The organism is Shewanella scandinavica, from assembly GCF_031932065.1.
In the GTDB taxonomy this organism is placed as follows: Bacteria; Pseudomonadota; Gammaproteobacteria; order Enterobacterales; family Shewanellaceae; genus Shewanella; species Shewanella baltica.
This window is the reverse complement of the sequence record NZ_JAUOES010000020.1, coordinates 26368-44939: the sequence shown is the minus strand read 5'-3', so window position 1 is coordinate 44939 and position 18572 is coordinate 26368. Positions and strand designations below refer to the sequence as shown.

At 45.5% G+C, this 18572-nt stretch carries 19 protein-coding genes; 11 read left to right on the top strand and 8 right to left on the bottom strand.

The genetic code is table 11. The features are described 5' to 3' along the window. Position 1 precedes the first annotated feature (1 nt). A complete protein-coding gene (locus tag Q4Q50_RS16325) occupies positions 2-2374 on the bottom strand; it encodes a DNA internalization-related competence protein ComEC/Rec2 (protein ID WP_311900225.1) in 2373 nt (790 codons plus the stop codon). A 32-nt stretch (positions 2375-2406) separates the two neighbouring features. Here Q4Q50_RS16325 and Q4Q50_RS16320 point away from each other — a divergent pair, with 32 nt between their 5' ends. From Q4Q50_RS16320 to Q4Q50_RS16295, 6 genes are all read left to right on the top strand, one after another. Further along, a complete protein-coding gene (locus tag Q4Q50_RS16320; RefSeq protein WP_006087434.1) occupies positions 2407-2916 on the top strand; it encodes a DUF2062 domain-containing protein in 510 nt (169 codons plus the stop codon). 344 nt (positions 2917-3260) lie between these two features. Next, complete coding sequence (locus tag Q4Q50_RS16315; RefSeq protein ID WP_311891461.1) at positions 3261-4433, top strand: NnrS family protein; 1173 nt, start codon at positions 3261-3263, stop codon at positions 4431-4433. Positions 4434-4571: 138 nt separating this feature from the next. Then, the gene (locus Q4Q50_RS16310; protein ID WP_106650194.1) at positions 4572-4976 is read left to right on the top strand and encodes a phosphate-starvation-inducible protein PsiE; all 405 of its coding nucleotides are present in this window, start codon (positions 4572-4574) and stop codon (positions 4974-4976) included. Between the two features lie 158 nt (positions 4977-5134). Further along, the gene (locus Q4Q50_RS16305) at positions 5135-5437 is read left to right on the top strand and encodes a PilZ domain-containing protein (RefSeq protein WP_259543140.1); all 303 of its coding nucleotides are present in this window, start codon (positions 5135-5137) and stop codon (positions 5435-5437) included. Between the two features lie 76 nt (positions 5438-5513). Then, on the top strand, positions 5514-6182 hold the full coding sequence (locus tag Q4Q50_RS16300) for an AAA family ATPase (RefSeq protein WP_106650192.1): 669 nt from the start codon (positions 5514-5516) through the stop codon (positions 6180-6182). After that, a complete protein-coding gene (locus tag Q4Q50_RS16295; RefSeq protein WP_106650191.1) occupies positions 6169-6513 on the top strand; it encodes a ribbon-helix-helix domain-containing protein in 345 nt (114 codons plus the stop codon). The genes Q4Q50_RS16300 and Q4Q50_RS16295 overlap by 14 nt, the downstream gene beginning before the upstream one ends. A gap of 150 nt (positions 6514-6663) precedes the next feature. On the opposite strand, the gene Q4Q50_RS16290 is transcribed toward Q4Q50_RS16295, so the two are convergent. Next, positions 6664-6906, bottom strand: a complete 243-nt coding sequence (locus Q4Q50_RS16290; RefSeq protein ID WP_106650190.1) for a YecH family metal-binding protein — start codon at positions 6904-6906, stop codon at positions 6664-6666. Between the two features lie 128 nt (positions 6907-7034). Here Q4Q50_RS16290 and Q4Q50_RS16285 point away from each other — a divergent pair, with 128 nt between their 5' ends. From Q4Q50_RS16285 to Q4Q50_RS16265, 5 genes are all read left to right on the top strand, one after another. Then, a complete protein-coding gene (locus Q4Q50_RS16285) occupies positions 7035-8732 on the top strand; it encodes a LytS/YhcK type 5TM receptor domain-containing protein (protein WP_311891462.1) in 1698 nt (565 codons plus the stop codon). After that, complete coding sequence (gene btsR / locus Q4Q50_RS16280; protein WP_006081188.1) at positions 8729-9439, top strand: two-component system response regulator BtsR; 711 nt, start codon at positions 8729-8731, stop codon at positions 9437-9439. The genes Q4Q50_RS16285 and btsR overlap by 4 nt, the downstream gene beginning before the upstream one ends. Before the next feature lie 197 nt (positions 9440-9636). Continuing rightward, complete coding sequence (locus Q4Q50_RS16275; RefSeq protein WP_006087427.1) at positions 9637-11100, top strand: carbon starvation CstA family protein; 1464 nt, start codon at positions 9637-9639, stop codon at positions 11098-11100. Positions 11101-11279: 179 nt separating this feature from the next. After that, positions 11280-11663: a VF530 family DNA-binding protein gene (locus Q4Q50_RS16270; protein WP_311900223.1), complete on the top strand. Its 384-nt coding sequence runs from the start codon at positions 11280-11282 to the stop codon at positions 11661-11663. A gap of 278 nt (positions 11664-11941) precedes the next feature. Beyond that, on the top strand, positions 11942-12400 hold the full coding sequence (locus Q4Q50_RS16265; protein ID WP_311900222.1) for a FlxA-like family protein: 459 nt from the start codon (positions 11942-11944) through the stop codon (positions 12398-12400). 95 nt (positions 12401-12495) lie between these two features. Here the strand turns inward: Q4Q50_RS16265 and Q4Q50_RS16260 are convergent, their stop codons facing one another. The 6 genes from Q4Q50_RS16260 to Q4Q50_RS16235 form a co-directional block, all read right to left on the bottom strand. Further along, the gene (locus Q4Q50_RS16260) at positions 12496-13473 is read right to left on the bottom strand and encodes a hypothetical protein (RefSeq protein WP_311900220.1); all 978 of its coding nucleotides are present in this window, start codon (positions 13471-13473) and stop codon (positions 12496-12498) included. A 57-nt stretch (positions 13474-13530) separates the two neighbouring features. Beyond that, complete coding sequence (ribA, locus tag Q4Q50_RS16255; RefSeq protein ID WP_006087423.1) at positions 13531-14145, bottom strand: GTP cyclohydrolase II; 615 nt, start codon at positions 14143-14145, stop codon at positions 13531-13533. Positions 14146-14418: 273 nt separating this feature from the next. Beyond that, complete coding sequence (locus Q4Q50_RS16250) at positions 14419-14775, bottom strand: YibL family ribosome-associated protein (protein ID WP_107947079.1); 357 nt, start codon at positions 14773-14775, stop codon at positions 14419-14421. A gap of 114 nt (positions 14776-14889) precedes the next feature. Further along, positions 14890-15351 (bottom strand): anaerobic ribonucleoside-triphosphate reductase-activating protein, encoded by a 462-nt coding sequence (gene nrdG / locus Q4Q50_RS16245; RefSeq protein ID WP_037392846.1) that lies wholly within the window; start codon positions 15349-15351, stop codon positions 14890-14892. 113 nt (positions 15352-15464) lie between these two features. After that, the gene (nrdD, locus tag Q4Q50_RS16240) at positions 15465-17582 is read right to left on the bottom strand and encodes an anaerobic ribonucleoside-triphosphate reductase (protein ID WP_012088841.1); all 2118 of its coding nucleotides are present in this window, start codon (positions 17580-17582) and stop codon (positions 15465-15467) included. Between the two features lie 259 nt (positions 17583-17841). Beyond that, positions 17842-18531, bottom strand: a complete 690-nt coding sequence (locus tag Q4Q50_RS16235; RefSeq protein WP_311900218.1) for a hypothetical protein — start codon at positions 18529-18531, stop codon at positions 17842-17844. Positions 18532-18572 lie beyond the last annotated feature (41 nt).

The following is an 18572-nucleotide window of genomic DNA, read 5'->3' as shown; positions in this document are numbered from 1 at the left end:
TCTACTCTGGATTAATCAAGTCACCAAATCTAAACAGAGAGTTGTACCAAAATGGCGCTAAATCACCACGATAGGTCTTTACCTCTAACTCAGACTGCTGAAAAATCACACTAATCTGCCCTTCAGTCCCTGTGGTCAGACTCCTTATCTCTCGTCGCTGATACCGTTCAACCACAGTGGATTTAGGAAAACCATAACGATTAGCAAAACCCGCAGGGAAAAGCACTAACTTAGGGGCTACGGCATCGATAAAGGCCTCTGTCGACGAGGTTTTGCTGCCATGGTGCGGCGCCACCAGCACGTCGCTTTGTAACTCGTTTAAGTCACTTAGATCACCGTTCACGCTTAGATCACCGCTCACACTCAGCTCACGGCTTACACTTAATTCACTACGTAATAGTGCTGCTTCGGTTTGTTTTTCAATGTCCCCGGTGAGTAGCAGACTTTGCAGGCCATCATCAATGCGCACCACACAGGAGCCATTATTGCCCGCCAGCACTTGAGGCGGCGAGAGTAAGTTAAGGCGCAATCCTTGCCATTGAATCTGCCTTGGACGGCAATCTTGGCCGCTAAAGCCAGCCACATCTGTGATCACCAAAGCCTTGGGATAAGCCTCCATCAAGACAGGCGCACCGCCTGCATGATCGTTATCGCTATGGCTGATAACAATATAATCAATCTCTTGGATGCCTTTGGCTTTTAGGAAAGGTAATATCACCCGCTCCGCATAACTGAAATCATCACCAAAGGCGGCGCCCGTGTCATAGATGACTCCCCTGCCATTTTTTTCAATCACCACGGCTAAACCTTGGCCCACATCGAGTAAATGCATGACCCATCGATGGGTTTGCACGGGAGACCACAGCGTCATACAAAAAAGTAATACGGGCATAAACAACAAACTCAATAGGCTTAGCCAAGCAATATTGTTTTTATGCTTAGGCACATAGCGCCATAACACACCACCAACGAACGTGCAGACTCCTAAGGCTAATAGGCTGTCAGAGAGTGCTAACCAATGGGCGGGTAATTGCTGACTGATATCAAGCAACTGCGCATAGGGCGATAAACTCCAATCACTGAGGCGAAGCAGTCCCAACCAAGAGAACCCAAACGTAGTTCCAAGCCACCAGCAGACAAATCCCGCCATTGCTAAGGGGATCACTACAAAGCTAAACCAAGGAACTGCCAAGATGTTCATCCACAGACTGTGTATACTCACACCGCCAAAGAGTGCCGCTTGCAGTAATCCAAGCCCGAGACTCAAGCGCCATTGGATTGCCCAAAACTGTATCATCCCTGTGCGTAAACGTGCCCCTCGAGTCGACGCTGGGGTAAATGCCCTTGGTTGGATTTCTAAGGTGTATAAGATGATGCCTAAGGCACAAAACGACAGCCAAAATCCCGCACTTAAACAAGCGAGCGGATCAAGCAGCAATACAATGAACAGGGCAAATAACAAGCGCTCCCACGCGGTAGAAAATCGCTTTAATAAACTCAACAGCATTAACAGCAGAATCATCACCAATGCCCGCTGAGTCGAAATACCAAAGCCAGCAAGATAGGCATAAAATGCGGCGCCTATGCCCGCAGCGACTAAAGCAAGGGTGATATTACGTCGACTTTGATGTGGCAGTAAGTGACTCAATCCAAAAAAAAGGCATGTGTAAATCCATGCTGCGACGACTGAGAGATGCAAGCCGGAGATCGCCACTAAATGACCCGTACCCGTCTGCCGTAGTGCTTGCCAACGTGCTTTTGTGATCAACTGCTTATCACCCATAAGCAAGGCGAGTAAAATATCACCTTGCGGCAAAGAGGCTAATTCAGGCGTCAATGCGCTTATCAGCTCGTTACGCAGTGAAGGTGAAACCTCCAGTAAATGTGCCTCTATCACTCGCCCTTTACCGACAACATGTTGGCTGATTAATTGTTTCTGCTCGTTGTAGCCACCTTGATTTAACACGCTAGCAATACGCTTAGGCATCAAGGTAAACTGCCAAACCTGACCGACATCGACTTCTGGCGGATCTTTCCACGTGAGTCGCAATTTTGCATTTGGCCCTAAGATTAAATTTGGTTTAATGACCGATATATCCAAACTTAGCCAGTCGCTGTTTCGACTAACTAGTGATATGATTTCGCCCCTAACCTGTATAGGTTGTTGTAACACTGGAAGATCCTGCCTAGATAATCCTAAGCAAAAACCAGTTAGCCATGCCATTGCAAAGAGTCCACCTGCGCAGACAGGGATTTTTCGGTATAAAATTAACGCCCCAACAGCAAGGTAGGGTATATAACTGACTGGCGGCAGCGAAGGCCACAACATCGCTGATAACAAGATGGCACTAAAGCCAAACATGAATCGATTCATAGTGAATTAAGTTAAGACAGCAATTTCAGCCTATGCCAAAAAAATTAATCAAAAGATTTATGCCTAAGCCTGAAACCTTGCGTGAGCATAAACACTTACGCATGTTTGGACGCTTATTACATAATCCCAATTTGTGGGCGCTAAATCGCAAATCCGCTCCTGGCGCATTCGCAGTGGGATTATTTGTCGCCTGGATCCCTATGCCATTTCAGATGGTAGTGGCTGCGGCTTTTGCCATTCTATTTAACGTTAATATTCCCGTTTCTGTCGCATTAGTCTGGATAACCAATCCCTTAACTATGCCAGTGATGTTTTATGGCGCGTATTTACTCGGCGCTAAGATACTCGGCCATGCGCCGCAAGATTTTGCCTTCGAAGCCAGTTGGCAATGGATTGAAGCCTCCCTTGCCACCATAGGTCCGGCGTTTTTACTGGGATGCCTTGTGCTCGGGGTAATTTTTTCCGCAGTGGGTTATTTATTGATTAATAATCTGTGGAAATATTCGATTATGTTTAAGTGGCAAAAACGTAAGAATAAATAACCTCGCCTTTCCCACCGCTTATGCTGATGCAGTTTTAGCCAAAAGCTAATTAACCTTAGTAACAGTATAAGCGGTTCAATATCTTAGCTTATTCTTCATGACCTAATGTGCCCCCAAATCGCTCTTCTTCCACTCGCTTTACATCCTGTCGTTTTAACGTCTGTCGCGCGCTCACTCCTTTCACGCTAGAGATTGTCGTTTCTCATGTTGAGCGCCATCTGTGCAGACTAGATTGCGTCTTAAACAGACGCCGCACCAGGAATACTCATATTGGGATATATACATTCATTTTAATTGCAGCTTAAAATATCCGACAGATTTAGTCAGATACTCAAGAGCCAATTATGTTGAATATTGATGAGCCCGCACATTTACAACCACAAATCGCCTTATTTAGATTAGGCTTTCGGCCTTTTTTCCTGTTTGCGAGTTTATTCAGCGTATTGGCATTAGGGATCTGGGGAGGTTTTCTTTCAGGGATCAATCTGTTGCCGCAATCCGTTAATCCACTTTGGTGGCACGGTCACGAAATGATTTTTGGATTTGTCTGCGCCGTGGTCGCGGGCTTTTTACTAACGGCAGTGCAAAACTGGACAGGCCAAGCTGGAATTAAAGGAACTTGGTTGTTAGGGTTGTTCAGTGTGTGGTTATTGCCACGGCTATTATTACTCATGCCGCTAGCGATTCCCTTTACGCTCATCATGTTTATCGACTTACTATTTTTGCCGCTAACGGCGTTAATACTCGCCCAAGCAGTGATCCGCGTTCGTCAATGGCGAAACTTTGTGTTTATCCCCATTCTCACCTTGCTCACCCTAATGAATGCACTGAGTTACTACGGCGTTTTAACAAATCAATTTGAATGGATAAACATAGGCTTATATAGTGCGGTTGCGTTAATCAGCATCATAGTCGCACTCTTAGGTGGCCGAGTGATCCCTTTTTTCACCGAGCGCGCCACCCAATGGCAGCGTCAAACTGCGATTCCAGTGCTCGAATGGCTGAGCTTTATCAGTCTCTTTGGATTAGTCATTAGCTTGATCCTACAAGAGCAAATATTGCTCCGTAGTATGGCAGGGATTGCGAGTATCGTTTTACTGCTGCGCTGGCATCGCTGGGGTTGGCATGCCTGCTGGCGCGTACCTTTGCTCTGGTCGCTGCATCTTAGCTATGTGTGTATCCCAATTGGTTTAGCACTGATTAGCTTAGGTTTCCCCATATCCGTTGGTATGCACGCGATAACGGTTGGTGGGTTAGCTGGGATGATTTTAGCTATGATGGCGCGGGTTTCGTTAGGCCATACGGGCCGAACACTGCAACCGCCAAGCATAATGAAGTATGCCTTTGGGTTAATCCTGCTTGCGGCAGTGTTTCGAGTATTAGCAGGGATAATCCCGCTATGGTCGGCATCATTACTGCTGGCCGCCATAACATCTTGGGTCATCGCCTTCGGCTGTTTCTGTATCTGCTATGGGCCTATGTTGTGCCAAGCCAGAATTGATGGTCGACCTGGTTAGGACATGTTAATACTGAATTTGGCACTTAAATGTAGATTGAACATATCTGTGAATTAAGTCACACAGCATAACTGCGCTTTTCCCTACAAGCTGATTTTTACTGTTACTATTTAAAAAAACATCAAGTAGGGAATGCCCATGCCATTTTATCACCAATATGGTTCTAAGAGCCTCAAAGCTGTAGAACACTTAGTTCTGTTTATTATTGCCATTGCCACTATCGTCGCGATAGGCCAAGAAATTGTGCATATTGTCTCTGTCCGTATGGTTGCACTAGCGGATTTACTCCTGTTATTTATTTTCCTAGAAGTCTTAGCCATGGTGGCGAACTACTATGAATCAGGTAAGTTACCCGTGCGTATGCCACTGTATATCGCAATTGTGGCCTTAGCTCGTTACCTCATTTTAGATATGAAGAGTATGGAAGATTGGCGTATTGCTGCGATATCACTGTCGACGTTAATTTTAGCGGCAACTGTGATCGTCATTCGTTGGGGTCAATTAAAAATGCCCTATCCGAAAAACCAAGAATACGACAATTAATCAAGCACCTGAGTTGGTGCTATTGAAGACGAATTCAATAGCACCTGCTGTCCTCGTTTTAAAACTATTATCAAAGACCTAGCTTTCACATTGGTATTCTGCCAAAAAGCAATTATGCTAGTTTTACTGAGATCAATAATTTACGGGGCAATTGAGTTATGGGTGACCATACTACTGGTTTTGAAGAAAAACGCACATCACTGCGAGTGGACATGGAAGCGGAGCGTGTCGTCTTACATTGGATTGATGCACAAGGCACAAAGCAAACCGATGAAGGCGTGTGTATCGACTTAGCCAGACGCGGTATTTTATTCGATTATAAACGTCCCTTTGCACTGGGCGAACTCATCGAAGTGACCTTTAATCCCGATTCTACCCAGCAAAATACCGTCAAAGGACAAGTCTGCCGCTGCGCGAAATGCCACGACCAAAGTTACCACATTGCCATGCAACTGCTTTAATTTAACTTAATTTTCGCAGGTTTAATGGGTCTGTTCTACACTCAATGGATTGAACAAGTCATTAAGGGGCGTCACTATGATCTTGCTGGTGGGTGGTGAAAAAGGTGGTAGCGGAAAAAGTTGCCTCGCTCAAAATCTAGCCGTTTATATCAAGCAAAAATTTCAAGCAAACGTCCTTATGGTCGATTGTGATCCCCAGCGCACAACTTCAGATTGGATCCAAGCGAGAAATAATGATCCCAGTCTGCCCAGCATTAATTGCATTCAGCTTTATGGCAAAATTCGCAATGATTTACTCAGCCTCAATGAGCGTTTTGATTACGTGATTGTTGACTGTGGTGGTCAGGATAACTTGGCCATGCGCGCAGCCATGTCGGTAGCCACTTATGTTGTGATCCCCCTCAGACCTAAAAGACGCGATCTTAAAACATTACCCCACATGGAAGACATGCTCAGCACTTGTAAGATGGTGAATCCTAAAATGATCGCCACCATAGTGCTAACCCAATGCCCTGCGCTTCCTACACAATTTAAGCGTATTTTAGAGGCTAAAGATGTGGTGCAATCCTTTGGATTAAGAGTGTTGAACTCCGTCACCTTTTGTCGAAATATTTATGATGACAGTGAAGAAAAAGGCTCCTCTGTGGTCGAAATCGAACCCGATGGAAAAGCCGCCGATGAGATCCGCGCTATAGCGGATGAATTATTTGCTATGCCACCAGAAAATAGCTATGAGCTTAACTGATCTTAAACGTAAGAAACCTAAGCAAATCATCAAGCCGGTTTCTGTCGATGATTTCATTGAAGATGCCAATAACTACGCCTTAGGTAAGGCGAGTTTATTAGCCGCGGCTCAGACTCAAGCGACAGTTAAGGGCTTAGATAAAAAGTCGACTAAGATGTATCGCCACGCGACTTTTACCCTGACAGAAAAGAGTATTGCCCAGCTCGATGACTTATCGAAATCCACCAGCATTGCAAAATCTCGCTTGCTGCGTATTTTAATCCATGAGTTTAGCCAACTCACACCCGCGCAGCAGAACCAAATTGCCAATAAACGCCACGACGAAACCTAAACTTCTAAGCCGATAAAGCCAAACGGTAATATTCGGTCACGCTCAATGTCTTTCTATGAGCAAACGTCTCCACACTCTAATGATTTTGTATTACGCATCTGTTCTCTTAAACAGTTACGCGATTGCCAAAATATGTATAGCCACAATCTATTAATGCTCACACTTTCTCCCCGCGGCCAGTTCAATGCCTTGGGGCGTTTCATGGAACTTACCTTTCGCTACGAGTAACTGAATTAATGCTTCAGCACTAAGATCGGCGGCACTACAGGTGTGGTATCGAGCCGCAAAGCCAAACTTTTGTCCCATTAGGGATAATAATTCAGGCTTTATAATAGCGGTACCTTGCGCTACCATCAGCGCCATAACATCATGACCGTGAACAGAATTGGACATATGTCCTCCTAAAGATGCAATATTATTGTTCTTTATATCCTAACGGTTAAATTTGAACCCTGATCTCGCGCACAGACTTTCTAATTGATACCACTGCGCTGACATCTGTGACGATAATGTGAGCCATTATGTCCTTGATCCTATTATTGACCCAACAGATGTCGCTGTACTTAGTGATCGTTTACTTAGTCAGTAAAACGCCGCTGTTTAAACTGTTTGCCGAAACCTCCCCTCGTCTGCCGCATAAGATTTTTATGTATCTGATTTTTTCGAGTTTCTGCATCATGGCCACCTATTTTGGTGAGCAAACATCAGGCGCTATTGCCAACACCCGTGCTATGGGCGCTGTATTAGGTGGATTATTAGGCGGCCCAGTTACTGGTTTTCTGGTAGGACTAACCGGTGGCCTTCACCGCTACAGTATGGGCGGCTTTACTGAAATAGCCTGCGCCATTTCCACCACCTTAGAAGGCTTATCCGCCGGGATGATCAGCTTTTATTTAAGACGTGCGGATAAAAGTGAGCTTATTTACAATCCATTACTCGTGTGCCTAGTGACTTTTTATGCCGAAATGATGCAAATGAGCATCATCTTACTGGTCGCTCGCCCCTTCGATGATGCGTGGGAATTAGTGCGCCAAATCGCGCCGCCCATGCTGTTAGTCAACTCCGTGGGAGCGGCACTCTTTATGAGCATGATCCGCGACCAAAAAACCATGTTCGATAAACTTTCCTCCAGTTTTTCAACGAAGGCGTTAAAGATAGCCGAGCGCAGTGTCGGACTGCTATCAAAAGGATTTAACGAAGAAAGCAGCAGCCGTGTGGCCCAAATCGTTATCGAAGAAACTAATGTAGGCGCAGTAGCCATCACAGACAGGGAAAAACTGTTGGCTTTTATTGGCATAGGTGCCGATCATCATCTGCCTGGTACGCCAATTTCTTCCAAGATCACCTTAGAGGCGATCAATCAAAATAAAGTCATGTTCGCCGATGGCGTTGAAATGCCCTATTCATGTTCTATTTCAAGCAACTGCCGCTTAGGGTCGAGTCTTGTGATCCCGCTGCGCAGTGATACCGAAGTCATTGGTACCATCAAACTCTACGAGCCGAAAAATAAACTTTTTTTGAATATTAACCGCACCTTAGGTGAAGGTATTGCCCGTCTGTTATCAAACCAAATTCTTTATGGCCGGTTTGAGCAACAACAAAATCTGCTGACTCAAGCCGAATTAAAATTACTGCAAGCGCAGGTTAATCCACACTTTCTGTTCAATGCACTCAATACCATTAGCGCGATTATCAAGCGCGATCCCGATATGTCTAAGCAATTGCTGCAGCAGTTATCTCAATTTTTACGGATTAATTTGAAGCGAACGACAGGCTTAGTGACGCTTGGGGATGAGCTAGATCACATCGCGTCCTATCTCACCATTGAAAAAGCGCGTTTTATTGATAAATTACAAGTCAGTATCGCGATACCTGAATCACTCTACCACTGCAAAGTACCGGCCTTTACCCTGCAGCCGATTATTGAGAATGCGGTAAAGCACGGTACTTCGCACATGATAGAGCAAGGGCAGATCAAAGTGACGGGCAAGCTCGAAAATGATGTGCTGGAATTAGAAGTCACAGACAATGCCGGATTATATCAGCCCGTTGAGGGCTCTGAAGGCCTAGGGATGAACTTAGTGCATAAACGCATTCAAAATATTTTTGGCGAGCAATATGGTGTCACTGTGGAATGCGAAGCCGATGAATTGACTCGTGTCACCATAAGATTACCCATAGAAAACCCTGAGATATCCAATATGGACACCCGCACGTGATCACTTGTTTAATTGTTGATGATGAACTGTTTGCTCGTGAAGAATTAGCCGATCTTTTGGGGCAAGAACACGACATTGAAATTGTTGGTCAATGCGCTAATGCCATTGAGGCGTTGCAAAGCATAGCCAAAGAAAAACCTCAGTTAATTTTTCTCGATATCCAAATGCCGCGCATTTCGGGCATGGAACTTATCGCTATGCTCGACCCCGATAACATGCCAAAAATTGTGTTTGTTACCGCTTACGACGAATTTGCCGTCAAGGCCTTCGATAACCATGCCTTCGATTATTTGCTTAAACCGATAGATGCCGAGAGACTCAGTAAAACCCTCACTCGGGTGCGTAAAAATCTGACGCCTCAAATCATGGATCCCATTACCCCAAAGCGTCTGGAACATATTCCCTGTTACAGCGGCAATAAACTCAAGGTGATTGCAATCCAAGATGTGGAATATGTGTTCAGTGATTTGAGCGGCATCCATGTGGCCAGTACGAAAGGCAAAGTCCATACCCAATTGACCTTAAAAGTGTTTGAAGAAAAAACCCCACTGGTGCGCTGCCATCGGCAGTATTTGATTTCACCTAAGGCGATTGCCGAAATTGAGCTGTTAGACACGGGCGCCGAAGTCACCACCCACTCAGGGGATAAAGTGCCCGTCTCACGGCGTTATCTTAAGAGCCTTAAACAGCTGTTCGGCTTCCAATAACTCAAGAAAAAGCCATCTTAACGGCATGTTTTTAACCATAAGATGGCCAACAACACCCGCCGTTAACATACGATTGCAACCACTCAAGCCCACCTATTACCGCTCACCCTGCATTTTCGACCACTCATTGAGATTGCGAAGTTTTATATCAACAACTTGTTTACACTCGCCAGAACTCAAATGGGGAGATAACAAAAATGATGTGGTTCCTACTCTGTGTCGGTCTGCTGATCGGCGGCTACTTTATCTATGGCGCCTTTGTCGAGAAAGTCTTCGGCATTAACGCTAATCGTCAAACACCCGCTTTCGCTCAAACTGATGGCGTCGACTTTGTGCCTATGTCTAAGGGTAAAGTCTATTTAATTCAATTATTAAACATCGCAGGCGTAGGCCCAATCTTTGGTCCTATCTTAGGTGCACTCTATGGTCCTGCAGCTATGTTGTGGATTGTGGTTGGCTGTATCTTTGCGGGTGCTGTGCATGACTACTTTTCTGGCATGTTGTCAGTACGTAACGGTGGCCAATCTGTGCCAAACCTTGCGGGTAAATATTTAGGAAAGAGTGCCAAACACTTCATGAACGTGTTTGCTATCGTGCTGTTATTGCTGGTTGGTGTGGTCTTTATCTCTGCGCCTGCAGGTTTACTGGGCAAGCTTACCGGTTGGGACGTCAGTATCTTTGTGGGCATTATCTTCGTCTACTACCTGATTGCAACTGTGGTGCCAGTCGATAAAATTATCGGTCGTCTGTACCCCTTCTTTGGCGCTTTACTGTTCTTCATGTCGTTCGGTCTGGCTTTCGCGATTATCCTATCAAGCGAGCACACCTTACTGCCTAACGTACAAGCGGGCGATTTCTTCCAAAACTTAAATCCAAATGACATGCCACTTTGGCCTGCGCTATTCATCACCATCGCCTGTGGCGCGGTATCAGGTTTCCATGCAACGCAATCACCATTAATGGCACGCTGCGTTGAAAACGAAACCAATGGTCGCTTCGTCTTCTTTGGCGCCATGATTGGCGAAGGCATTATTGCGCTGCTTTGGTGTGCGATTGCATTGTCATACTTCGGCGGTGTTGAAGGCTTAAGTGCGGGCATGTCAGGCAACCCAGCCAACGTGGTCTATGAGGCTTCTACTGGTCTGTTAGGCGCTGTCGGTGGCTTTATGGCTATCCTAGGTGTAATTATTCTGCCGATTACTTCAGGTGATACGGCTTTCCGATCTGCGCGTTTGATTCTGGCTGAATTTTTCAACATGCCACAAATCTCACTGCCAAAACGCTTAGTGTTAGCTCTCCCACTGTTTGTTATCGGCGGTATGTTGACTCAAGTGGATTTTGGTGTCATTTGGCGCTACTTCGGTGTGGCAAACCAAACCACCGCGGTATTAATGCTGTGGACGGCTTCGGCTTACCTGTTACGCCATAACAAACTGCATTGGATTGCGACTATTCCAGCGATGTTTATGACCACAGTGGTCATCACCTTCCTGCTGAACTCGTCAACCTTAGGTGCAGGCTTACCGATGACGGTATCAACCATAGCAGGCGTGGTCACCACCTTAGTGATTACAGCGCTGTTGATTGTTAAAACCAAAGGTAAAGGTGAGATTGATTTACCGGTAGAAACTGAGCTTAAAGAAACAGTCAAAGACTCATAAAACAGTCCGAATGACCAAGCTAAAACAGGCGCTTTATTGCGCCTGTTTTGATCATACTGCTCCACCAATAACTGCAGACTCTGGTGTGAGCGAGCAAGGTATTCAAGCTTGACTCGATACCATTGCACACTGTATCAGGCATACAAAACTGCTATACTCCCGCCATAGCACACTGCAACATGCATAATATGAATCAATCGAATAACCCGCTCCACGGCATTAAACTGGAAACGATCATCACTTACTTAGTCGAGAAATACGGCTGGGAAGAATTAGGTGAGAGAATTAATATCCGCTGTTTTACCCACGATCCCAGCATCAAATCCAGTTTACGTTTTTTAAGAAAAACAGAGTGGGCGCGGGATAAAGTCGAATATCTTTATTTAAGAGCCAACAAATTACCGTTACCGCCACCTAAAGCCGAAGCGAGTCAAACCGCTAAAAAGCCTGCGGCAAAAATCGCGACTAAAAAGCCCACTAAAACCGCTCCTGAAAAGCCGGCTAAAAGCGATAAATCCAGCTCAGATGGCACAGTAAACAGCCATATTTGGGGTAACAATTAATCCTCGCCTCTGCTGCCATAAAACGTAAACAGCCCTAGCATAAGGGCTGTATTGTCGTGATTAACCTGATGCGGATCTATTTTCATTAACCTATTTGTACTCACCTACAGCCTTAATCTATTTGCGGCGAATAGCACTCACTTATCGATTTTGAACCAATAGCTTGCACTCTTTTTAGCTGAACAACCAAAAATTGACTTCAGTTTTCAAATCTATGGCCGATACCGACTGTTATAGTGACTTGAGTATCAACGCAGTTTGCATCAATGGAGTGTTAAATGAACATTAATGGAATAAACAGTAGCGCAACTGGCTCAGCTTTCACCGCCATATCAAGCGCATATATCGCAGCGACACCAGCCGCAACACAAACAGCGAATAGTGAGTCCGCTGACTCACAAAATAGCCAAGACACTGTCTCCATTTCTAATGCGGGCCGCGCAGCTTTATCCGCAGATGTGGGCGCAACCTTAAGAGACAAAGCCTCAGCCAAAAAGAATGAAGTCGACAATGCCTCATCAGAAGAACCCATGACGTTAATTGATCAGCAGATCCAAAAAATAAAAGAGCAAATCAAGGCACTCCAAGAAATGTTGGCCAAGCTTGAAAATGATGACTCAGAGACCGCAGATCAGCAACGTAAGATGATCCAAGAACAAATAATGCAGCTGAGTAGTCAGATAGCAACCTTGACTGAGAAGAAGATGCGCGAAGCCCAAAAAAAGGAATCGGCTTAAATTAAGCGGTGATAATCCTGTGCTAAGTTAACCCATGTTCACAACATCGACATGTTCAAGCGGTTTATATATTCAAGCCGTCTAGTTGACCCTACTTAGATAGGAAAACTGAACATCAAACGCCAAATGTTCAAGCCATCGCCACGGCGATAGCTGAATCCAATACGATCAACACCCAGCAATTCGCCCCCAAGGGGCTTAGAAAACGCGAGGGAAAAACCAGCCTCATAACTGCCTGAAACTATGGTATCTTGCTCTATCTCGCTGATAAATCTGAGCTCATTGAAATACCAATAACCCACAGCAAAGATCCTTGGTTGCACCTGCAGATCCCACCATTGCCACCGCGGCGCTAATCCTAAATCCACGCCAGTTTGTAACACCGCAAATTGATCGGCAAACTTGCCATAGTGCTCACTGTACCCAGCGAAACGTAATCTCGACACCCACACCGCATCTTGCCCAGCTAGGGTAAAATCATACAAGCTACTGATCCCAGAGGCGATAATGGCAACGTTATCGTTTTTATCGAAGTTAGTACCAAAACCGATATCTAAATACCCTTCCATTCGAGTGTTTTCGCTCGCCTGCCAGTGGTGCTCAAAACCTGGGGTAATGGTCATAGTGCCTATCGACGACGGTAACTCGCCTTCGGTGATATCTTTGGCTAAATAATCAAAAAAGCCAAAGGAGATAGGTAAACGTAACCAAGTCTGGCTTCCGCTATCTTTCTTTAAATCAAAACTTAACGGAATACTGACCACGGTCGCATTTTGGTTGGCGGCGCGATACACACCAGTGCCGAGATAACTACCAAAGGCATAAACAGAATTGGGATTACTACTCGACTCAATCGGATTGCTGCCATTGGCATTACTGCTAGGCACATGACTGATAGAAACAGGATCGATAGGCACGCCAGCATCATTTGCTTGAGACGCCGATGTAAGTGTCGCAGGTGTAAACGTATTGGCGGGGGATACACTATTGGCGAAAACGGCAGGAATAATGCTCAGAAATACTAAGCAAGTTAACGACAAACATAATGGCAACCGACTGAAAAAATGGCTCAATTGACTTAAACCTTACTCATTTCTGACTCAATCGGTCGACCCATCATAAATACAAAGCTACTTATTTTCATCCATAAAATGATATTCAGACATCATGTGTCCAAGCTCAGTGGATTTGGTTTTTAAGTAGGCTTCGTTGTAACGATTCTTACCAACTTGCAGCGGTACGCGCTCAACCACTTCGATGCCAAACTCCTTCATCGCTTTCACTTTACGAGGGTTATTGGTCATCAAACGCACATGCTTCACGCCTATCTGTTCCAGCATAGGTTTGATCATGTCGTATTTACGCATATCGGCTTCGAAGCCCAGTTGCTCGTTAGCTTCAACTGTGTTGGCACCTTTATCTTGCAGCTCGTAGGCGCGAATTTTATTCAACAAACCAATGCCACGGCCTTCTTGGCGCAAATAGAGGATAAAGCCACTGCCCGTTTCTGCAATATTTTGCATCGCCGCTTGTAACTGAAAACCACAGTCACAACGTAAGCTAAATAACGCATCGCCAGTTAAACACTCGGAATGAATTCGACCCAACACAGGTTCATCCGCACTGAGCGTACCGAATGTGAGCGCAACATGCTCTTTGCCTGATTCTGTATCTTCAAAACCATGCATGGCAAACACGCCCCAAGGAGTGGGTAACTTTGACGTCGCGACATATTTTATCGACATACTTAACCTTAACGACAACTCTCATTCCATGAGACGAATAAGATCCCTAGAAACAAACGAGGATTAGGCACTTAGCCAACTAAGCGCACTATTCTAAAGTGTTTTTGAACAATCAAGAAATACTTTAGTGTTTTAATCAACTAAACCAAACATGAATGTCATTTTCGATGGGCAGCACGAAGGAATGGATTAAAACGAAGCTGTGCATAAAGTACTAGGCGCACAAACACGCGATCGACACTCGATCCCGTGTCAGTGACAGCCTAACCCACATTAAAATTTTGCGGGCGCGTATCCAGTGACTTCCTTAAGCCCCATTTCACGGCCGATAGCCGTCATAGGGTGGATCACCACAAGACCTTTGACAGACTTTTTCAGTTTGCCCATGTCCGCTTGTTCTTCTTTAGTCAAAGCGCGATGGAAAGGCAAACCTTTGATATCTGAACCTTGCTTATTCAATAAGCGGGTTTGTTGGCCTTTCACACTGCCAATTTGCTTAGTGACTGCAGCGATTTCGCGCTTGAACTGGGCAATAATGACGTCATCGCCTCTTTGTTCAGCCGCAGCAAGTTTACGACGAAATTTATCTAATTTATCGTTAAGCTGCTGCAGTTCTTGCTTTAAATTCATTCTGTTACCTTAAATTACCTAAGTTAGCCACAGTAAAATCTTAGCCTGATTATGCTAGCGTCTGTGTCAAGGCCTGAGATTATAGCAGCAAGTTACAGATCCTCGTTACCGCTTTTATAACAAACGAATGATCTGATTGCTGCTACCGCGAAATACGAGACTTGGATCGGCAAGACTTTGTTCAAATTTGCCATCCACCAGCACATCAATATAGGCCAACACGGCGCGCTGTTCATCACTCAACTCATCGAGCACATAACCCGTCCACAGCCAAATATCTTTCCCCTTACACTCTGCCTTGACTCGTTTGACGAGCGCCAAAATGGCACTGAGATTGACGGGCAATAGAGGATCGCCCCCCGAGAGCGACAAACCACGGCGCACAATCCGCTTGTCATTGAGATCGGCAATCATCCTATCTTCCATCGTTCTATCAAATACATGCCCAGAACGGGGATCCCACGTGCTTTGGTTGTAACAACCACGGCACTGGTGCTCGCAGCCAGAGACAAACAAGGTCGCACGGGTGCCAGGGCCATTGACCACATCGATAGGGAAATATTGATGGTAATTCATTGATAGTACTTCATAGTGCATTTCATCTTTTAACATTGGGACTTATCCCATGGCACTATTGATGCCACGTGATGCCACGGAATAAGTCTAACAAGCAGAATAAAATAATAGTGTTACAAGTGTTTGATCCTACGTTTTACTTCTTCCTGTTTACCATAATTAAAGGGCCGCGCATCTGGGCTGCCTAAGTAACCGCACACTCGGCGCGTCACTGACACCCGACTTGGCTCATGGTTGCCGCACTTAGGGCAAGTGAACCCTTTACTGGTACAGCTAAATTCGCCAGTAAAGCCACAGTCGTAGCATTCATCAATTGGCGTGTTAGTGCCATAGTAAGGCACGCGGCTATAACTATAATCCCACACGTTTTCCAGCGCTTCGAGGTTATGCTGCATGTTTGGATATTCGCCATAACAAATAAAGCCACCGTTAGCGATAGCGGGATATGGCTGTTCAAAATCAATTTTATCGTAAGGATTTACACTTTTTTCCACATCAAGGTGGAAACTATTAGTGTAATAGCCCTTGTCCGTCACCCCTGTGACTAGGCCAAATTGCTTCGCATCCAGTTTGCAAAAACGGCTGCAGAGACTCTCACTTGGCGTGCTATACAGACTAAAGCCATAACCTGTTTCAGCCTTCCACGCATCCGTGGCGGCTTTAAGATAGGCAACAATAGCGACGGCTTTGTCCCTTAATTGTGCATCGTCAAATACGTGGGTTTGGGTGCCATAGAGTGCATTCATGGTTTCATGCAGGCCAATGTAACCGAGTGAAATCGACGCGCGACCATTTTTAAAAATTTGAGAAACATCATCATCGGCGCGCAAGCGCACACCACAGGCCCCTTCCATATAGAGGATTGGTGCCACGCGGGCTTTAACGCCATTGAGTCGCTCGATACGCGTATCCAACGCTTTGCGGGCTAAGACTAATCTGTCATCTAAAAGACGATAAAATTCAGCTTCATCGCCCTTCGCTTCCAAGGCAATCCGCGGCAAGTTTAAGCTCACTACTCCGAGATTATTGCGCCCTTCATGCACGAGCTCGCCATTTTCCTCGTAGGTGCCTAAAAAGCTGCGGCAACCCATTGGAGTTTTAAATGAACCTGTGACTTTCTCGACTTGCTCGTAATTGAGAATATCGGGATACATGCGCATAGTTGCGCATTTGAGTGCCATCTGTTTGACATCGTAATTGCAATCGCCAGCTTTGTGATTAATGCCATCGCGAATCGCAAACACTAACTTAGGGAAAACTGCCGTCTTGCGATTTTTACCTAATCCCGCCATCCGTACTTTCAGCATAGATTGCTGAATTAAGCGGGATTCCCATGATGTGCCTAACCCAAAGCCAAAGGTCACGAACGGTGTTTGGCCGTTGGCGGTATGCAAGGTATTAACCTCATACTCCAAAGACTGAAATGCATCGTGACATTCTTTTTCAGTTTGCGCCGTGGCGAAGGCTTTAGCGTCGGTAATCTTCCAATTCAGGGCGATTTGGTAATGCTTGTCGTAGCTCTTAGCGACAAATGGCGCTAACACTTCATCGATTCGATTAATAGTTGTGCCGCCATAGATATGGCTCGCCACTTGGGCAATGATCTGTGCGGTCACTGCTGTCGCCGTTGAAATAGACTTTGGGGTTTCAATTTCGGCATTACCCATTTTAAAGCCGTGGGTCAACATGCCAGCTAAATCAATCAACATGCAGTTAAACATAGGGAAAAATGGCGAGTAATCTAGGTCGTGGTAATGGATCTCGCCCGCCTCATGGGCAGCGACCACATCCTTTGGCAAAATATGACTTTTGGCGTAATGTTTGGCGACTATACCCGCGAGCAAATCCCGCTGAGTAGGAATGACTTTTGAATCTTTATTAGCATTTTCATTGAGTAACGCCGCATTACTTTGCTCGACTAAACCACGGATTTCGAGGTTTAATTTACTGGTCGCTTCACGGCACACATCTCTGTCGTGACGGTATTCGATATAAACTCGCGCCAAGGACTTATACGGCCCTTCCATCAGTAAATTCTCAACCGCATCCTGTAGATGATGGATATCAACTTCGGTTAAGGTCGCAACGCTTTGACTGATACACGCTGCCACTGTCGCTGCATAGTCGCCATCCTCTATCCCAACTGAGTTTGCAGCGGCATTCACTGCATCCCGTATCCTTGTTTCATCAAAAGGTGTGCGGCAACCATCACGCTTAATTACGACTGGCATTGTTCAGTTCCTCTCCATCTCGCCTAAAAATTAACACTACATCTAGTGATTTTAAAAGCATAAAACACAATATGTAGAGCATTAGGCTACAACGACGGTGAGGCGTCCATGATCCAGATCATAGTTTTTAGGATGAAATAAAAGAACAAACCAGAACTGCAGCTAGGCCCAATTATCTGAAAATTGCGCCTTGACCTGCTGATTAAACCCAGCTAGTTGATGCCTGAAATCAGTGATGATCAAGCACCATAACTCAAGATTAACGCTTAGCGAGTGCGAGATAACTACTGAGTTGGCCCGATGCCGACTGATGCGAGCCCATAGACGAAGCGAGTTGCATCATAGATTTAAGCCCCTGCCATTGCTGCTTTTGGGTATCCGTTAGTGGTGGCTCGGAATTTAAATAATCCGTTAATTGACCAAGGACTTTGGTGGCTTTTTGAGCGAGCACTGGCGACTGAGCATCATCCATATTGGTCAAAACGTTTTTTGCATCGACCAAGGTATTTATCAGGGGGTTGTTCGGTGATTTTTTGGCTAATGATTTGAGTTCATCATCTAAGAAATCTTGCAGCGACTGCTTGCTCGGCGTGGTTGTGCTCGGAACTGTAATACCGTTTTTCGATAAACGGTCGAGTTGCACGTCCGATAAAATGCCGTCTTTTTGTAAACGTGACACTAATGCGGGAATATCGGCGACACCAAATTTGCCATCAGCAAAAAAATCCTTCGCCATCGACTGAATTTTCTGTGCACGTTGCGCCCGTGGCGACAGCGCTATCTCATCGGCTTTACCAGTGTCGGGTTTAGCGGCATCCGTCTGAGTTTTCTTGGTCTCAGTGGTCGCATCGGTTTTAGCCGTACTCGTCTTTTGGCTATTGGCACCATAGGCATCGGCGATACTGGTACTGCTGCGATTAAGATTGAAGGCATTTAAAATAGAATTCATCGTCAAAAATTCGGCGTCTAAGACTCAATGAAAGTTTTAAA

Excerpts from the sequence above, each read along its gene's own strand:
- Q4Q50_RS16310 (WP_106650194.1), top strand. The coding sequence starts at position 4,572 with ATGCCATTTTATCACCAATATGGTTCTAAGAGCCTCAAAGCTGTAGAA.
- Q4Q50_RS16290 (WP_106650190.1), bottom strand. The coding sequence starts at position 6,906 with ATGTCCAATTCTGTTCACGGTCATGATGTTATGGCGCTGATGGTAGCG.
- Q4Q50_RS16300 (WP_106650192.1), top strand. The coding sequence starts at position 5,514 with ATGATCTTGCTGGTGGGTGGTGAAAAAGGTGGTAGCGGAAAAAGTTGC.
- Q4Q50_RS16325 (WP_311900225.1), bottom strand. The coding sequence starts at position 2,374 with ATGAATCGATTCATGTTTGGCTTTAGTGCCATCTTGTTATCAGCGATG.
- Q4Q50_RS16265 (WP_311900222.1), top strand. The coding sequence starts at position 11,942 with ATGAACATTAATGGAATAAACAGTAGCGCAACTGGCTCAGCTTTCACC.
- Q4Q50_RS16315 (WP_311891461.1), top strand. The coding sequence starts at position 3,261 with ATGTTGAATATTGATGAGCCCGCACATTTACAACCACAAATCGCCTTA.
- nrdD (WP_012088841.1), bottom strand. The coding sequence starts at position 17,582 with ATGCCAGTCGTAATTAAGCGTGATGGTTGCCGCACACCTTTTGATGAA.
- nrdG (WP_037392846.1), bottom strand. The coding sequence starts at position 15,351 with ATGAATTACCATCAATATTTCCCTATCGATGTGGTCAATGGCCCTGGC.
- ribA (WP_006087423.1), bottom strand. The coding sequence starts at position 14,145 with ATGTCGATAAAATATGTCGCGACGTCAAAGTTACCCACTCCTTGGGGC.
- Q4Q50_RS16320 (WP_006087434.1), top strand. The coding sequence starts at position 2,407 with ATGCCAAAAAAATTAATCAAAAGATTTATGCCTAAGCCTGAAACCTTG.
- Q4Q50_RS16275 (WP_006087427.1), top strand. The coding sequence starts at position 9,637 with ATGATGTGGTTCCTACTCTGTGTCGGTCTGCTGATCGGCGGCTACTTT.
- Q4Q50_RS16305 (WP_259543140.1), top strand. The coding sequence starts at position 5,135 with ATGGGTGACCATACTACTGGTTTTGAAGAAAAACGCACATCACTGCGA.
- Q4Q50_RS16295 (WP_106650191.1), top strand. The coding sequence starts at position 6,169 with ATGAGCTTAACTGATCTTAAACGTAAGAAACCTAAGCAAATCATCAAG.
- Q4Q50_RS16235 (WP_311900218.1), bottom strand. The coding sequence starts at position 18,531 with ATGAATTCTATTTTAAATGCCTTCAATCTTAATCGCAGCAGTACCAGT.
- Q4Q50_RS16250 (WP_107947079.1), bottom strand. The coding sequence starts at position 14,775 with ATGAATTTAAAGCAAGAACTGCAGCAGCTTAACGATAAATTAGATAAA.
- Q4Q50_RS16285 (WP_311891462.1), top strand. The coding sequence starts at position 7,035 with ATGTCCTTGATCCTATTATTGACCCAACAGATGTCGCTGTACTTAGTG.
- Q4Q50_RS16270 (WP_311900223.1), top strand. The coding sequence starts at position 11,280 with ATGCATAATATGAATCAATCGAATAACCCGCTCCACGGCATTAAACTG.